This window comes from Bacillus sp. SRB_8, from assembly GCF_003264205.1.
GTDB lineage: Bacteria > Bacillota > Bacilli > Bacillales > Bacillaceae_G > Bacillus_A > Bacillus_A mycoides.
Window position 1 is genome coordinate 31,385 of sequence record NZ_NADT01000044.1, and the last position, 15,821, is coordinate 47,205.

The window sequence follows — 15,821 nt, forward strand, 5'->3', positions numbered from 1 at the left end:
TGATTCTTTAGAAAATGGTGGTTGTCTAAGAAAGCATAGTATATGGTAGAAAAACATATTTTTAAAATAAAAGAAACCAATTACATAACTGATAAGTATATTAAGAGTAGGATGAAAAAGTAGATTAATAGAGAAAGAGGAGGAGATTTACATTACTACAACCGTTATTTCTCATTTTTATAACGAAGAGTATTTATTGCCGTGGTGGCTTGTGCATCATACGAAACTGTTTGATCATGGTATTTTAATTAATAAAGGTTCTACAGATCGTTCGGTTGAAATTTGTAAAAAATTCGCACCGCATTGGGAAGTGCGAGATTCTACAAATCCAGAGTTTGATGCAATAGCGACAGATCATGAAGTGATGAGGGCGGAACAAGAAGTAGAAGGTTGGAAAATGATTTTAAATACGACTGAGTTTCTTTGTGTGCAAGATAAGAATCAGTTTTGGAAATCACTAAATGAATTGGGAGGGAGGATGTATTGGCTGGAAGGGCTTATTATGGTCGATAATCTTAACTATAATTATCCGGACCTTAACTTTGGAATACCTTTAATGAAACAGCGATTTCACGGTTATTTACCAGAAGATTGGGCGTTATGGAGAAGAGGTAGATTTATTCATAATCATGAACACGGAAGTTATACGGTTGGAAGACATTTATCCGCGCATGAATCTATGATTTATCCGCCTCTTGCTTGCATATTATGGTTTGGATTTAGTCCGTGGAACGATGCGATGAGAAAGAGAAAATTACAAATTGGTCCGACTCTTTCTGAAGCTAGTAAGCATGGGGGAATGGGAACGCATCATATTATTACACCCGAAAAATTAGAAGAATGGTATAGGGATTTAGCGAGAGGAACGAAGGATTTACGTTTTAGTGATGCATATCGGTATGCTTTTGTATAAATGATTCCCACCATAAAATTGTTTCTTCAATTCCTGTATTTAGATCGTATGTTGGTTTCCAGTTTACTTCAGTTTTTAAACGTTCTACATTAACGCCGACAAATAAAGGTTCATCTTTAGAGAAAGGGATCGCACCTAATTTAATTAAATGTTCTTTTCCTATCTTTTTAGCAATGATAGAAGCTAATTCTTTAATTTGTACAGATTGACCAGAAGCGATATTGATTGTGCCTGTAACATTGCGTTCTAATACTGTTACGAGAGCATCAGCGACGTCACCCACATGGAGGAAATCTCTTGATTGTTTTCCATGTGTACATAGTGCTTCCTCATTTTTTAATAAAGAAGTGATAATGTTAGAAACGAGCCGATTTCCTTGTTCGTGAGGGCCATACATATGAAAAATTCGTCCCCAACATACGCTGAGGCTGGTTTGCCCAGCGTATGATTGTAGCCAGGAATGTAGTGTGTTTTTACATAATGAATACGGGGTTTTATAGGAAAGAAGCGGTGAATCTTCAAATAATACGCCGTTAAACCATTCATACTCTGCGCCAGTACCTGCAACAATGACTCGCTTTCCACCGCATGATGTGAAGTGTTGAATCAATGAGATACTGCACGTAAGCCAATAGTAATTATTAATAGATACATAACACGCTGGCGGCACTGCTTCCCAAACTAAATGAATGAGATGACTAGGTTTAATGTCGTAAATGAGTTTTTTTACTTCTTCATCGCAAAGTAAGTTTACTTTATGCCAATGGCAAGAAAGGTGAGAAGGCTTATTTGTATTGTAAGTGGCGTGCACCTCATAGCCCTTTTGTATAAGAGAATTTACAACATATTTACCAATCCATCCACTACCGCCTGTTACAAGGATTTTTTTCATGGCTCAATCACCTCAACTTCTGGAATCGTTACTAAAAATTTGCCGCCCCATTCACGAATGAAAGAGCATTCTTTCATAATTTCATCTTTTAAATTCCAAGGAAGTATGAGAATGTAATCGGGTTTTGTACGTTTAATTTCTTCTGGAGATTTTATTGGAATGCGGGTACCTGGTAGAAGGAGATTTTGTTTGTGAGGGTTTTTATCTACTGTATAAGCTAGAAATTCTTTTCCTATCCCGCAATAATTTAAAAGGGTGTTTCCTTTAGCGGGAGCACCGTAACCGATAATTTGTTTGTTTAAAGCTTTTGCTTTGATAAAAAACTTTAAAATACTTATTTTCAATTGTTCTATGCGTTTAGAAAAAAGGAGATAGCAATCTAAAGTATCTAGCCCGTGATCTATTTCTTTTTGGATTATATTTGTAACACTGGAATGGATAGTGGATGAGTCACTGTGATGGTTTACAAAAATACGCAATGAACCACCGTGCGTTGCAAGTTCTTCTACCTCGACAATTTGTAAATGATGATGCGCTAAAACTTTTTGAAGACTTATAAGAGAGAAGTAAGAGAAGTGCTCATGATAGATTGTGTCAAACTGTTTAAAGGATATGAGGTTCAATAAGTGCGGGAATTCAATTGTTATCGTGCCATCTTGTTTTAATAATGTTTTTAAACCGGCAACAAAATCATGCAAGTTTGGAACGTGTGCTAATACGTTATTTGCGACGATTAAATCAGCTTGTGGTAATTTTTTTGCTAAGTCATTGCTGAAAAAATTCACTTCAGTAGGAATTCCTTTTTGGATAGCGATTTCTGCTACATTTTTTGCTGGTTCAATTCCTGACGTTTTGATATTTTCTTTTTGAAAGTATTGTAATAAGTACCCGTCGTTACTTGCGATTTCAATCACTTTCGAATGGTTTGTTAAGTTGAAACGCTTAATCGCCATTTCTACATATTGTTTAGCGTGTAGTAGCCAACTGGAGGAATAAGAGCTAAAGTATAAATAATCATGAAAAATATTGTGGGGAGATTCAAATTCATCTAATTGTACAAGTAAACAAGAGTTACAAACAAACGTGTGCAGCGGATAAAATGGCTCCATTTTATATGAGTGTTCTGGAACTACAAATGAGTTAGCGAGAGGAGAAACGCCTAAATCTAAAAAAGTATTTGTTAGTAATGAGTGGCAAAAACGGCATTTTTTTTGTTCCATTTTATAGCCCCCTTATAAATTTTTGAATGCATCGATTTGTTGTCGCGTGAAAGATTCCATATTTTCACCAGATGCATATTTTTTGTACCAATCAACAGTCCAAGTGATAGAATGATCTGTTGATAATTTAGGAGTCCAACCGAGTTTATTTACTGCTTTTGTACTATCAAGTGTTAAAATAGGTGATTCATAAAGAGTATTTGTATGAGGGGAAAGGATTGTTAGTGGTTGATTCCATAATTTTATTATAGATTGAATGACATCATGGACGGTTCTGTTAGCCTCGTTAATTGGTCCGAAATTCCATGCTTCTGCATACTCTTTATGCTTCCAAAGTTTCTCAGCTAAAAGGATATATCCATGTAAAGGATCCAAAACATGTTGCCACGGTCGGATAGCATTTTTGTTTCGAATACTTAAAGGACGGTCTTGTAAATATGCACGAATGATATCTGGGAATAAGCGATTTTCTGCCCAATCACCACCACCGATGACATTGCCTGCTCTTACTGAGGCGAGTGAAAGGGTGTTCGTGTGAAAAAAAGATTTTTGATATGATGTTGCAACTAATTCAGCGCAAGCTTTACTAGCACTGTATGGATCATAGCCCCCTAAACGGTCGGATTCTACAAATGCTCGATTACCGCTCCCATCATTCGCATAACATTTATCACTCGTAACATTAATAATGAGACGTACGCTTTCGACGTACTTTGCTGCTTCTAATATGTGAACAGTGCCTAAGACGTTTGTTTTAAATGTATCAATAGGATCTTTGTATGAAGTGGTGACGATTGGTTGAGCTGCTAAATGAAATATCATATCAGGTTTGTGCTGTTTTATGGCATGGAATAAAGAATCGTAATCTGTAATGTCTCCTTCAATTGTAATGCACTCTTTTGCTGCGTTACATTGTTCAAAAAGGTTAGGAGTTGAGGGAGGGTGAGAAGAGTAGCCGATTACTTCTACGCCTAAAGAAGTTAAAAAAAGGGTGAGCCATGAGCCTTTAAAGCCAGTATGTCCTGTAATAAATACTTTTTTCTTATTCCAAAAAGATGATGAAGTCATATTACCAGACCTTCCATGGAGCGTCATTATTTTCCCATAGCTCGACTAATTTATTTTTATCGCGCAATGTATCCATCGGATGCCAAAAACCAGTATGCTGAAATGCTGCCAGTTCATTTTTGTTTACTAACTGAACTAAAGTTTCGGTTTCAAAAACAGACTTATCTCCACTAATGTAATTGAAAATATCATGATTTAAAACAAAAAATCCACCGTTAACCCATCCACCATCACCTAGTGGTTTTTCTTGAAAGGATGTGACAGATTGTTTATCTAAAACGAGAGAACCAAATCTACCAGGAGGTTGTACGGCTGTAACAGTAGCCATTTTTCCGTGTTTTTTATGAAATGCAATAAGTTCTTTTATATTTACATTACTTAATCCATCACCATAAGTGAGACAGAAAGGTTCGTCTCCAACATAATTTTTTATCTTTTTAACTCGTCCACCTGTTTCGGTATTTAGACCAGTATCAATTAATGTAACTTTCCATGGTTCTATAGGATGAGAATGGCTAGTAATTGTGTTATTGCTTAAATGTATTGTGAAATCTGACATGTGTAAGTTGTAATTTAGAAAAAACTCTTTAATTGCATATCCTTTATAGCCTAAGCAAATAATAAACTCAGTGATCCCATAATGGCTAAACAAACTCATAATGTGCCATAGAATAGGTTTTGTTCCAATCTCAATCATAGGTTTTGGTTTTAAATGTGTTTCTTCCCCAATTCTTGTACCGTATCCACCAGCAAGAATAACAGCTTTCATTTTTTCCTCCTAAAATAAAAATTTATAATATATACAGTATTCATATTTTATGCAAATGAGATTGTTTTTGATTAAGCGGATGAAATGGTGTGAGGTGATGACCATGCAAAAAACATTATGGTTTAAACTTTGGAAATAATTCTTGATATTCAGGATTATTACGGAGGTCTTGAGTTACGTTACTAAGCTCTAAAAAACGTGTTTCCAGTTCTTCAGGAGATTGACCGTAATGTGTTTGGAGTCCCATTTGAACACCTATTTTTGAAAGGGTAGGTGTAATTTGTAATTTTCTTGCCTTTGACTGTTCATTCCAAGGGCTAAAATAAAATTTTAAAATAAATGAAGGATAGTCATAAACTATATTCCCGTGCCGCGAATAATGTCTACCAGGTAAATATGCACCATCTAGATGATTGTGAATAAATCTCCAGGCACATCCGAGTTTTGGGTTATAAGGGAAGACGCCGTGGTATCGTTGTTCTACTAATGGGATAGAGTATCTTGGCTTTGAATAATTGTACTTATGGCTATCTATCATTAAAATCATTCTAATCGCATACATATTTTGTCCTAGTGCATGAAGAGATGAGAAAAACTCTTCTGTATTATTACAACAAAAGAATTCAGTAGTATTTAAAACGATTTTCCAACCTGAAATTTCTTTTTCAATTCCCATCACTTCAATATCAGTATTTGTTGGATCAAACTCAAGAAATCTGGAATCTCGCACTTCCCAGTGGGGTGCGAATAATTTACAAATCTCTACGGAACGATCAGTAGAACCTCTATTAATTAATATGCCGTGATCAAATATTTTTGTATGATGCATAAGCCACCATGGAAGTAGGTATTCTTCATTATAAAAATGAGAAATGATAGTTTTTTTAATATTAATCTCCTCCTATACAAGCAATCGTTATTAGTAAGGTATGCTGTTAAATAAGAAAGGTTGAAAGGAAAAAGCTGTATAGTTATAGATTAATTGTTTTTATTAATAAAGGATGAAATTTAGAAATTTGTATAATTTGTGAATGATAACCATCACGTTTGACTGTACAGTTTATGTATTGTATGATAATAGTAATATAAACAAGGGGGGAAGATCGTTGGGAAGGTGTATCGAATCGGACAGTTGGCTCTCATGGCTCACGTGTCGAAACGAACGATTGATTATTATACGAATCTAGGTATCTTAAAAGCGGAGCGATCTCAATCTAATTATCGCTATTACGACGAAACAGCATTTGAGACATTACAATTTATTGAGAAGTGCAAAGAAATGCATATGCCGCTTTGTGAGATTAAAGAGAAGATCGAGGAGAAGAAGCTGCTCGGTATCAATGAACACGTTTCGAAACAAGTGAATGAAGTGACAGACCATATTCATAGATTAGAAGCAGAGCTAACGGAGTTAAAGCCTCTTTTAGATGAATTGACTGATTCACAACGTGAAAAAATATCGAAATCTTTATCAGGTCAAACGACAGCTTTAATACAGACACTTGCTCTATTATTATAGAATAAGTGAAATCCGACCTCTTTAATTTTTGTATCGGGCTATGTTTTCTAATGAACAAATAAGAAAACATTATAGTATACAGGAGGTGGACACCTTAGTTTTTTAACTAAGGGGATTCATTGGAAATATTTAATTTAGTCATGGTTGCGATTTTAATCGCATTTACTGGATTTTTCGTAGCAGCAGAGTTTGCGATTGTTAAGATACGTTCAAGTCGCATTGATCAGCTTGTTGCGGAAGGGAAACGCGGTGCGTTAGCAGCGAAAAAGGTAACAACAAATTTAGATGAATATTTATCTGCTTGTCAATTAGGTATTACAGTTACAGCGATGGGATTAGGTTGGTTAGGTGAACCGACAATCGAAAAGTTATTACACCCGTTATTTGAGAAATGGAACGTAAATCCTTCTATCTCATCAGTATTAACTTTTGGTCTTGCTTTTATGCTAATGACATATTTACACGTTGTAGTAGGGGAATTAGCTCCGAAAACGCTGGCAATTCAAAAGGCTGAAAAAGTAACGTTGTTATTGGCAACTCCGTTAATGATGTTCTATAAAATCATGTATCCATTTATTTGGGTATTGAACGGTTCAGCTCGTGTTATAACTGGTTTATTCGGTTTGAAACCAGCTTCTGAACATGAAGTAGCTCATACAGAAGAAGAATTACGTCTTATTCTTTCAGATAGCTATGAAAGTGGCGAAATTAATCAAGCTGAATACAAGTATGTAAATAATATCTTTGAATTTGATAATCGCATCGCGAAAGAGATAATGGTACCGCGTACAGAAATCGTTGGTTTCTATCTTGAAGATTCAGTAGAAGAACACATGAAAGTAATCCAAAATGAACGATACACACGTTATCCGATTTTTGGAGAAGATAAAGATGATATTATCGGTATGGTCAACGTAAAAGATTTCTTTATTCGATATATGAATAACGATCAAGAAGATTTATCATCGATTCGCACGTATATGCGTCCGATTATTGAAGTTATGGAAACGACTCCAATTCATGATTTATTACTGCAAATGCAGAAGAAGCGAATTCCAATGGCTGTTTTATATGATGAGTACGGAGGAACAGCTGGAATTGTAACGCTTGAAGATATATTGGAGGAAATCGTCGGCGAAATTCGTGATGAATATGATGAAGATGAAGCACCACCAATTCAACATGTGAACGAGTATCATAAAATTGTTGATGGAAAAGTGCTTATCTCAGAAGTAAAAGATTTGTTTGGATTACACATTGAAGAAGACGATGTGGATACAATCGGTGGATGGATTATGATGCAAAATCATGAAATCGAAGAAGGACAATACGTTGAAGCAGAAGGCTATGAATTTAAAGTATTAGAAAAAGATGCTTATCAAATTAAACGTGTTGAAATTCAAAAAATGGATCATGAACAAGAACAAGAGAAAGCAGCAACTGTGTAAGTTGCTGCTTTTCTTCTGACACATAATAAAATGTGAAATTAGGAGCGGATATTTTGATTCAAGTAGCCTTACGTGTATATCGATTACAATTGTATACGATCTTTAGTGGTTTACTACTAATGTGGGCGGTTACTCCGTTTGGGAAACAAGTGACAGGGTTCGGTATCGGTTTAGCAGTTAGCGCATATTGTCTTTGGCTATTAGCTCGCAGAGTGGAGAAATTAGGAAGAAGTATTGTGATGAAAGAAAAGGCTCCTGGATTAGGAGTTCTAAACCGATTTGCAGCCGCAATATTAGGGGCTATCATTATGTTTGAAATTGAGCATGAAATGGAAATGTGGGCATTTGGTACTGGAATATTGGGTGGACACTTTGTAATGATTGCGAATTTAGCCTATGCAAATATGCAGCTAGTAAAAGAAGAAGAGAAGCAAAAGGAAAATGCTTCGAAAAACATAGAGCTCTGATGAAAGGGACCTAATCAGGTTCCTTTTTTGCGTTTAAAAATAAATGATATAATACGAATGATTTACTGGTACTTATCGAATTTACGCCAAACATAATACGCTTATTTTTGGGGCATTTCAATAGTATGAAAAAAAATTTAAAAAAATTAAAAAACCCATCGATTTCTAAAGCTTATGTATGTTATCATGACAAAAGAATTTGCGAAAGAGGTGGATACCAATGTTACAAGCTTTACTTATTTTTGTGCTTCAAATTATTTACGTTCCAACTTTAACAATCCGTACGATTTTGCTTGTAAAGAATCAAACAAGATCCGCTGCAGGTGTAGGATTGTTAGAAGGAGCAATTTATATTGTCAGTTTAGGTATTGTGTTTCAAGATTTATCAAATTGGATGAACATTGTTGCCTATGTCATCGGCTTTAGTGCGGGACTATTATTAGGCGGTTATATAGAAAATAAATTAGCAATTGGATATATTACGTATCAAGTTAGTTTGCTAGACCGTTGTAATGAATTAGTAAATGAATTACGCCATTTTGGATTTGGCGTTACAGTATTTGAAGGTGAAGGAATAAATTCTATACGTTATCGCTTAGATATCGTTGCAAAGCGTTCTAGAGAAAAAGAACTTTTGGAAATTATTAATGAAATCGCACCGAAAGCGTTTATGTCTTCTTATGAAATTCGTTCGTTTAAAGGTGGATACTTAACGAAGGCGATGAAGAAGAGAGCGTTGTTGAAGAAGAAGAAAGATGAACATGCATCGTAAGAAAAAGGGAGTAGTATGGCTTAAAATAAGTTTATAACCATAATCCTATATGAATACGAAAATGTAAAAGAGAGGAATCTATTTTAAAAAAGATTCCTCTCTTTTTTAAAAAAATAATTTCTCGTATAATTCTAAAAAAATTTAAAGTTATGTATGATTATTTTTTATTGCTCTTTCTCAAATTAACAATTAGCCATATAGCTTGAATAATTATCGGTAATATAAATGCAATTAATAAAACGATAAATGCTACTAATTTCAGCTCGGGTGTTTGAGTAACACCAGTACCATCAACCTCTCTTAGCCAAATGATAGCTGCCAATATCCCAAAAATGGTAATCCAAAATATGTTACCAATCCACCAAAAAATCCATCGTCTTTTCATATTAGCACCTCTTATATTTACCCTCTGTTAAAAGTATATTTTCGGTTGTTATATTTAAATGAAATAACTATAAAACTACTTTTTTTTAACTGTATATCTAACTTGTTTAAAGGTTGCCATGTCTCCATCTTCGTTATCATCTTTCGTTTGCAAAAGTTGAACTTTTGGCTTGTAGTCTGTCCTATGAGCGTGCTCGATATCTTTAATGTTAAGTTTGTAGGATTCACCATTATTTATTTTTTGTTCCAATACTTTTTTATTGGCTACATAAATAAAAGTCACTTTATTTTCATCAATGCCCTCGGTCTTAATTTCTAATTCATTATCTTTTGTTGTAATCGTGGGTGTTAATAATTCAATACTGCCGTTTCCAGTTTCTAAAGACTGTTCTACTATAGTTGAACATCCGTATAATGTGATTAAGATGAATAGAAGAAGGCTAAATCCTTTTATCTTTTTCACAAGATCCCCCCTAATTTAAAAACCTTTTGATTTGTCATTCCTAGACGGTTAGTGTGGAACATAGATAAATAGCTATTAATCTGACAATATTATACCATAATATGTAAAATGTAACAGGTGTATATTTACTTTAAGGGATAGCTTCAGGATTTTATGTTTTTTATCGTATTGAAAGATACATTTATTATTGTAAATTCGCATTTCCTAATTCTTGAAAATTGTAATTTTTTAAAGGTGTTTTGTATCTTTACATAGGGATTCATGTTCTTTAGAAATAAGTTTTTTAGTATATAAAATATGTAATGCAATAAAGCCGATAAGTCCAAATGTACCGAAAATAAGCCAAGGTGCATACATTCCGTTTAAGTTCGATGTAAACGATGTACCGGTATAATTACCAACGATAAAACCAAATGCGAGTGATAGTTGATAAAATCCGAAATAAGTAGCTGTATACGATTCGTTACTGTAATTTGCAATAGCGATATCAGCGTTAGGTAATACGAGCGTTTCACCGATTGTAAATAAAATTACACAAATAAATAGCCAATATGGATGTTGGAATAAAGGAATGAGTAAAAAGGAAATACCCATTAATAAAACACCGTATTTAATAATAGAAAGTGTGTTGTATTTATGAAAGAGTTTCCGGAATAATACCATAAATATGACGCCTGTTATTGCATTTATCGTAATAACTAGTGTAGCGAGCTGGTTGCTATGACTAATGTTTTTCATATGAAGTGGAAGTGCGACAGTAAGCTGAGTAAACATAATGTAGAAGAAAATCATAATAAATGAAAATAAAAGAAAGGTTTTATTTTGTAAGATTGCCTGTATTCCTAATGTAATAGACGTGTTTTCAGTAGAGACTTGGAAGTGATTTTTAAGCAAGTAAAAGATAAGAGAGAATAACAGCATAAGAGATCCTGTTAGAGAGAAAGCATATATCGGATTGAGTAAGAGTAAGAAACCTCCTGCAATTGGTCCGATTATCGCACCGCAATTAAAACTAAGGTTTAAGTATGTAAATAAACTTTTTCTCATATGAGCTGGTTGTGAGCCGAATATGGCGCGAGCAGCAGGTTCATAAAATGCAGTCCCAAAACCGATAAGTGCGGAAGAAATAGAAATTGTATAGAAATCAGAGCATATTCCTAAGGCTATAAATCCGATTCCTCTTAAAAATAATCCGGCTATCATCATAATGATATAACCTGTTTTATCCGCGATTAGCCCTGAGAATAAAGGGATAATTCGAGATGTGATTGTCATAACTGTTAAAACTGTTCCTACTTGCATCGCTGAAAAGTGGAGAAAATTTAATAGATAAATAGCTAAAAAGGCATATACCGCAAAATAACCAAAAGACATGAAAAATGAAGCAATAAGCATGAAACGTATCGGTATTGAGAAAATTTTCATAGAACTCCTCCTAATTTTGTAACCAGTAAAATTAATTGGTGGTTAACGATTTTATATTATAATTATACATAAAGTTAGAAAAAAGTAAATTTTAAGAAAAAGGTGAATGGAATTGAATCAGAACGCACCAAATGAATTAGAATATATTCGGGGATTTTTAAATACATGGAGAATACCAAATGATACGAGAGAGCCAATTGATTTGTTGCAAACAGAAGGTGATATAAAGCAATTTATGAAAAAACATTTTCATAAAGAGTTTCTTTTTCATACGATAGATGAATTGAAACGTTTTCGAGAAGACATTCGGCTAACAATTGAAGGGGAAGGATCGTTGCAAAAGTGGTTAGAAAAATACCCATTTCAAGTACATGTAAAGGAAGATATGAAAGGTATTACATATGAACCAATACACGAAGAGAATGTGTATACAAAAATATTAAGCGTTGTTTTAATAGCGATTCAAGAAAATTTGTGGGGAAGGTTAAAAGCATGTCCGGATTGCCACTGGGTCTTTTATGATCATTCGCGTAATGGAAGTAAAAGATGGTGCGGTATGTATGCTGGAGAAGAAGGAGGAAGAGCGTGCGGAACGATCGCAAAAGTGAAAAACTACCGAGCGAAAAGAAAAGGGAGATCAAGTTATAATGTGTAATACCTATTACGTTTGAAGTATTTAAAGGAGAAGATGTACAAGCGATAGTATATAAGAGAAAAATGCGTTAAATAAAGTGGGATTTACGATTGAGAAAATAGAAGAATTTGAACCATCTAGCTCGTTTGATGAAAAACTAGCGGAGTTTTCTACGAAATATTATTCTATATGAAGCTAGGAAGTAATTTGGTAGAAAAGAAGCCTATCATTTCAAATACATGAAATGATAGGCTTCTTTATTTTATAAAAAATGTAGTTGAATGTGTACTTTTTTTATAACAGTGCATTTCATATAAAAAGTGTGATTATTTTGGGGAAGGGGGATTGTTGTGCGTCATCATAAAAATTGCAAAAAATTCGGAGTGGCACTGCCTCTTCCGCTTATAGGAGCAACTGGTCCAACGGGTCCACAAGGTATACAAGGAATAACGGGTTCAACAGGTCCAACCGGTGTAACTGGAGCAACCGGTCCGACGGGAGCAACTGGTCCTCAAGGTCCACAAGGAATTCAAGGTCCACAAGGGATAACTGGTCCAACAGGAGCAACCGGTCTGGCGGGAGTAACCGGTCCTCAAGGAATCCAAGGAATCCAAGGTCCACAAGGGGTGAGCGGATCAGCAGGAGCAACCGGTCCGACGGGAGTGACTGGTGCAACTGGACCGACTGGAATCCAAGGAATACAAGGGATAACTGGAGCAACAGGGGGAACGGGAGTAACCGGTCCAACAGGTGCCACGGGTCCAACTGGATCATCTGCTATATCAACAGGTGGTGGGTACTTCTTTTCTACATCAACAAGCACAATTGCGGCAAATGCCAACATTCCAATTAATTCGGGATCAACTGTATATGGAGCTGGCGTATCTTTAACTAGTGCTACAACTGTTACAGTATCGACGCCAGGAATCTATTTAGTAAGCTACTATTTTCAAGGAGATGCAAATGGTGGGAATGAAGTAGTATCTGTAAGATTACTATTAAATGGAACACAAGTAACAGGGAGTTTTATACAAAATGTAACGACATCAACTGTAGTACTAGAGCCAGCCATTTCAAATACACTTCTTGTGAATGTAGCGAGTGCAAATTCAACGTTTGTATTACAAAATGGCCCATTAGCTGTTGGGCATGTGACCACTATAGCAGGGACAATTACGGCAAGTTTAAATGTAGTGAGGATATTATAAAAAGCACAGGAAATATAAAAACACAAGGGATGTCTTTTTAGACACACCTTGTGTATTGGATGTTAAATGAACAATTTCTTTATCTTTTTGGTTGAAAAATATGTTGGAAAAAGTATTTGTGATGTAAGTTATCTACAACTTTATTTGCTTGATATGTGCGATGTTGTTCGAGTCGAAGTCTTTGCTCCATCATTTTTATTGCGTGATCAGATAAACGTAACATAATACATCTCTCCTTTTCTATAAATATAGGTCTCTAAAATGATATCGATTCCACATTTTATAGTTAAGGAGGCATACTGTGTAACATAGGCAAAAAGCACCTTCCTCTCCCATTACGCTTACGAGGTTAGCTGTCGGACTCGGGAAGTGAGAGTTTCCCTACTTAAAAAAGATTCGCCCCAAGTAGCATTGCTACAAAAATGGTTCCCCCGCTCCAAAATTTGGACTCAGCAAAAGGTTTTATAAAGTAAAAAATAACATAAAGAAACAGATAAGTCAAACTATTTTATTTTTTCTGTTTTTTAAGTTTTGTAAGAACTAGACCATCAGGGAGTTCTGTATTTGTTACTTCAATGAATCCGTGTTTTTTATATAATGCAATAGCAGGGGTATTCGCTTTACCCGTTTGTACAATGTATGTCATGGAAGAAGGGAACATGTTAAATATATAACTTAGGAGTTTCGTTGCAATTCCTTTTTGAAAAAAATCGGGCGATACAACTAGCCTGTGGATATCCATTAGTTGTTCTTCTTGTACAAAAGAAATAAAACCGACAAGTTTATTTTCAAAAAAATATCCATAGAATGTTTCAGCGCAACTTTGAATATCGTTTACAGTATCATATAAACGGGGTATGGCAGTACTATTTAAGTAGTCTGCTTCAACTTTATAAGCTGGAATTTGAACTTGTAAAATAGATACTGCTACCTCATGAGAACTGGAAAGTAACTTATGAATCATAGATAAGGAAGCCTCCTTTGAATATGGTATATTAATATAATTGATTTTTGGGTAAGTTTGACAATATTTTTCTTTTTTGCATATAATATATGTATCTCCATACATATATTATTCTTACGTTTATTTCTATAGTAGGATATGGTTAGTGTAAACGAATTTGAAATCTTATATAAGAGTTTTGCTACTCTTGTATTTGATCATACAAACTATAATAGAAATGGAGGACTAGAAATGGGATGGATTATCACATTAATAGTTGGTGCTATTATAGGTGCAATTGCTAGTTCTATAACGGGTAAAAATTTCCCAGGTGGTATGTTCGGAAATATTATCGCAGGTTTATTAGGTGCTTCGTTAGGTAGTAGATTATTTGGATCTTTTGGGCCATCATTTGGTGGGATTCATGTCGTGCCAGCACTATTAGGAGCAATCGTATTAATTCTTATTGTATCATTTGTAGTGAAAGCTGCAAGGAAATAAAGATATAGATAATGATGAAAAGCCCTGAGGAAGGGCTTTTCATCATTCAAAGAGGTGATTTCATTGGAGAAAGTAAATATAAGAAAAAGAGACAAGTTAAAAAAGTTTTTTAGAGAACAAAATTATTTAGCAGTGTTACTTGGATTTGCATTATTGTTCATTAACATATTATTGCTAACAAAAATTTCTTTTGTTTTTACTCCGTTTATCGTCTTTTTAAAAACAATCTTCTTCCCGGTATTATTAGCTGGAGTACTATTTTATATCTTGCACCCATTCGTTTCACTTTTAGAAAAGAAAGGTGTTTCAAGAATCGTATCGATAGCCTCGATATATTTAATAGTACTAGGATTATTTGTGTTTTTAGTTGTAACGGTTATCCCTATTATTAAAGATCAAATTGATGCATTAATAGATAACTTACCGTATTTCGGTCATGAAATCGAACGAGCAGCACGTAGATTTGGGGAAAGTAATTTACTCGGTAAAATTCAGGAGAATTTAAATATTGATGTAGCGAATATAGTAAAAGACTACACAGTTGATTTTACAAAGTCATTATCATCAGTAACTGGAAATGTAACTGGATTTTTAAGTACACTTACAGAAGTTGTTTTAACATTTGTCATGGTTCCGTTTATATTGTTCTATCTATTAAAAGATGGTGAACAATTACCGAATCACTTTTTGAAGTTTATTTCAGAGCAAAGACAACCGGCAGCAAAGAGAATACTAGATGATATGCATTATGCGATTAGTTCGTATATAAGAGGACAAATTATCGTTAGCTTGTTTATCGGTATCATGCTATTAATTGGTTACCTTATTATTGGTATTAAATATGCGGTATTACTTGCTATTTTAGCGATGATTGTAAATATCGTTCCGTACGTAGGCCCAGTTATCGCAATAACTCCAGCGTTAATTATCGCATTTATTGACTCGCCAGGAATGGTTTTAAAGGTAATTATAGTTATGATGGTTGTGCAATTAGCAGAAGGTAAGTTTATCTCCCCGCAAGTAATGGGGAAAAAGCTAGATATCCATCCGATTACAATTATATTTATCATTTTAACTGCTGGAAACTTATTCGGTATTATGGGGATAGTTTTAGCAATTCCAGGGTATGCGATATTAAAAGTGTTAGTTACACATGGTTATAGATTTGTAAAATTGAATACGTAAAAAAAAGAGC

The 15,821-nt window shown here is 34.5% G+C and carries 17 protein-coding genes, 2 pseudogenes and 1 riboswitch; of the genes and pseudogenes, 10 read left to right on the forward strand and 9 right to left on the reverse strand.

Translation table 11 applies throughout. The features are described 5' to 3' along the window. The first annotated feature begins 127 nt into the window (after window positions 1–127). Window positions 128–913: a glycosyltransferase family 2 protein gene (locus tag B5P40_RS26910; protein ID WP_080683311.1), complete on the forward strand. Its 786-nt coding sequence runs from the start codon at window positions 128–130 to the stop codon at window positions 911–913. Here B5P40_RS26910 and B5P40_RS26915 read toward each other — a convergent pair. The 5 genes from B5P40_RS26915 to B5P40_RS26935 form a co-directional block, all read right to left on the reverse strand. Further along, window positions 882–1,805, reverse strand: a complete 924-nt coding sequence (locus B5P40_RS26915) for an NAD-dependent epimerase/dehydratase family protein (protein ID WP_113710205.1) — start codon at window positions 1,803–1,805, stop codon at window positions 882–884. The genes B5P40_RS26910 and B5P40_RS26915 overlap by 32 nt on opposite strands. After that, window positions 1,802–3,025, reverse strand: a complete 1,224-nt coding sequence (locus tag B5P40_RS26920; RefSeq protein WP_002033332.1) for a class I SAM-dependent methyltransferase — start codon at window positions 3,023–3,025, stop codon at window positions 1,802–1,804. Before B5P40_RS26920 ends, B5P40_RS26915 begins: the two co-directional genes overlap by 4 nt. Before the next feature lie 12 nt (window positions 3,026–3,037). Continuing rightward, the gene (gene rfbG, locus B5P40_RS26925) at window positions 3,038–4,093 is read right to left on the reverse strand and encodes a CDP-glucose 4,6-dehydratase (RefSeq protein WP_113710206.1); all 1,056 of its coding nucleotides are present in this window, start codon (window positions 4,091–4,093) and stop codon (window positions 3,038–3,040) included. A 1-nt stretch (window position 4,094) separates the two neighbouring features. Continuing rightward, a complete protein-coding gene (gene rfbF / locus B5P40_RS26930; protein ID WP_002033335.1) occupies window positions 4,095–4,862 on the reverse strand; it encodes a glucose-1-phosphate cytidylyltransferase in 768 nt (255 codons plus the stop codon). 115 nt (window positions 4,863–4,977) lie between these two features. Beyond that, window positions 4,978–5,751, reverse strand: coding sequence for a glycosyltransferase family 2 protein (locus B5P40_RS26935; protein WP_113710207.1), 774 nt, complete (start codon window positions 5,749–5,751; stop codon window positions 4,978–4,980). Window positions 5,752–5,976: 225 nt separating this feature from the next. On the opposite strand from B5P40_RS26935, the gene B5P40_RS26940 reads away from it, so the two are divergent. From B5P40_RS26940 to B5P40_RS26955, 4 genes are all read left to right on the forward strand, one after another. Beyond that, window positions 5,977–6,381: a MerR family transcriptional regulator gene (locus B5P40_RS26940; RefSeq protein WP_012261301.1), complete on the forward strand. Its 405-nt coding sequence runs from the start codon at window positions 5,977–5,979 to the stop codon at window positions 6,379–6,381. Window positions 6,382–6,500: 119 nt separating this feature from the next. Next, window positions 6,501–7,829, forward strand: coding sequence for a hemolysin family protein (locus B5P40_RS26945; protein ID WP_044443291.1), 1,329 nt, complete (start codon window positions 6,501–6,503; stop codon window positions 7,827–7,829). A gap of 53 nt (window positions 7,830–7,882) precedes the next feature. Beyond that, window positions 7,883–8,296, forward strand: coding sequence for an ATP synthase subunit I (locus tag B5P40_RS26950; RefSeq protein WP_113710208.1), 414 nt, complete (start codon window positions 7,883–7,885; stop codon window positions 8,294–8,296). A 220-nt stretch (window positions 8,297–8,516) separates the two neighbouring features. After that, the gene (locus B5P40_RS26955; protein ID WP_002014015.1) at window positions 8,517–9,068 is read left to right on the forward strand and encodes a DUF2179 domain-containing protein; all 552 of its coding nucleotides are present in this window, start codon (window positions 8,517–8,519) and stop codon (window positions 9,066–9,068) included. 157 nt (window positions 9,069–9,225) lie between these two features. Here the strand turns inward: B5P40_RS26955 and B5P40_RS26960 are convergent, their stop codons facing one another. The 3 genes from B5P40_RS26960 to B5P40_RS26970 all read right to left on the reverse strand — a co-directional run bounded on the left by B5P40_RS26960 (window position 9,226) and on the right by B5P40_RS26970 (window position 11,340). Beyond that, on the reverse strand, window positions 9,226–9,453 hold the full coding sequence (locus tag B5P40_RS26960; protein WP_002190201.1) for a DUF3923 family protein: 228 nt from the start codon (window positions 9,451–9,453) through the stop codon (window positions 9,226–9,228). A 75-nt stretch (window positions 9,454–9,528) separates the two neighbouring features. Then, the gene (locus B5P40_RS26965) at window positions 9,529–9,915 is read right to left on the reverse strand and encodes a hypothetical protein (RefSeq protein ID WP_078176818.1); all 387 of its coding nucleotides are present in this window, start codon (window positions 9,913–9,915) and stop codon (window positions 9,529–9,531) included. Between the two features lie 228 nt (window positions 9,916–10,143). Further along, entirely contained in the window at window positions 10,144–11,340 is a 1,197-nt protein-coding gene (locus B5P40_RS26970; protein WP_078176819.1) for an MDR family MFS transporter, read from the reverse strand. Between the two features lie 112 nt (window positions 11,341–11,452). On the opposite strand from B5P40_RS26970, the gene B5P40_RS26975 reads away from it, so the two are divergent. The 3 genes and pseudogenes from B5P40_RS26975 to B5P40_RS34125 all read left to right on the forward strand — a co-directional run. After that, window positions 11,453–11,995 carry a CGNR zinc finger domain-containing protein gene (locus B5P40_RS26975; RefSeq protein ID WP_078176842.1) on the forward strand — a complete coding sequence of 181 codons (543 nt, stop codon included), beginning with the start codon at window positions 11,453–11,455 and terminating at the stop codon, window positions 11,993–11,995. Window positions 11,996–11,997: 2 nt separating this feature from the next. After that, window positions 11,998–12,167 (forward strand): annotated as a pseudogene (locus tag B5P40_RS26980) (class I SAM-dependent methyltransferase); the annotation flags it as partial. A gap of 211 nt (window positions 12,168–12,378) precedes the next feature. Then, window positions 12,379–13,182, forward strand: a pseudogene (locus B5P40_RS34125) (collagen-like protein); the annotation flags it as partial. A gap of 322 nt (window positions 13,183–13,504) precedes the next feature. Beyond that, window positions 13,505–13,647, reverse strand: a riboswitch (cyclic di-AMP (ydaO/yuaA leader). A gap of 43 nt (window positions 13,648–13,690) precedes the next feature. Here the strand turns inward: B5P40_RS34125 and B5P40_RS26990 are convergent. Continuing rightward, window positions 13,691–14,146: a GNAT family N-acetyltransferase gene (locus B5P40_RS26990; RefSeq protein WP_113710209.1), complete on the reverse strand. Its 456-nt coding sequence runs from the start codon at window positions 14,144–14,146 to the stop codon at window positions 13,691–13,693. A 231-nt stretch (window positions 14,147–14,377) separates the two neighbouring features. Between B5P40_RS26990 and B5P40_RS26995 the strand changes: the two genes are divergently transcribed. After that, window positions 14,378–14,626: a GlsB/YeaQ/YmgE family stress response membrane protein gene (locus tag B5P40_RS26995; protein ID WP_000539737.1), complete on the forward strand. Its 249-nt coding sequence runs from the start codon at window positions 14,378–14,380 to the stop codon at window positions 14,624–14,626. Between the two features lie 63 nt (window positions 14,627–14,689). After that, the gene (locus B5P40_RS27000) at window positions 14,690–15,811 is read left to right on the forward strand and encodes an AI-2E family transporter (protein WP_078176821.1); all 1,122 of its coding nucleotides are present in this window, start codon (window positions 14,690–14,692) and stop codon (window positions 15,809–15,811) included. The last annotated feature ends 10 nt before the right edge of the window (window positions 15,812–15,821 follow it).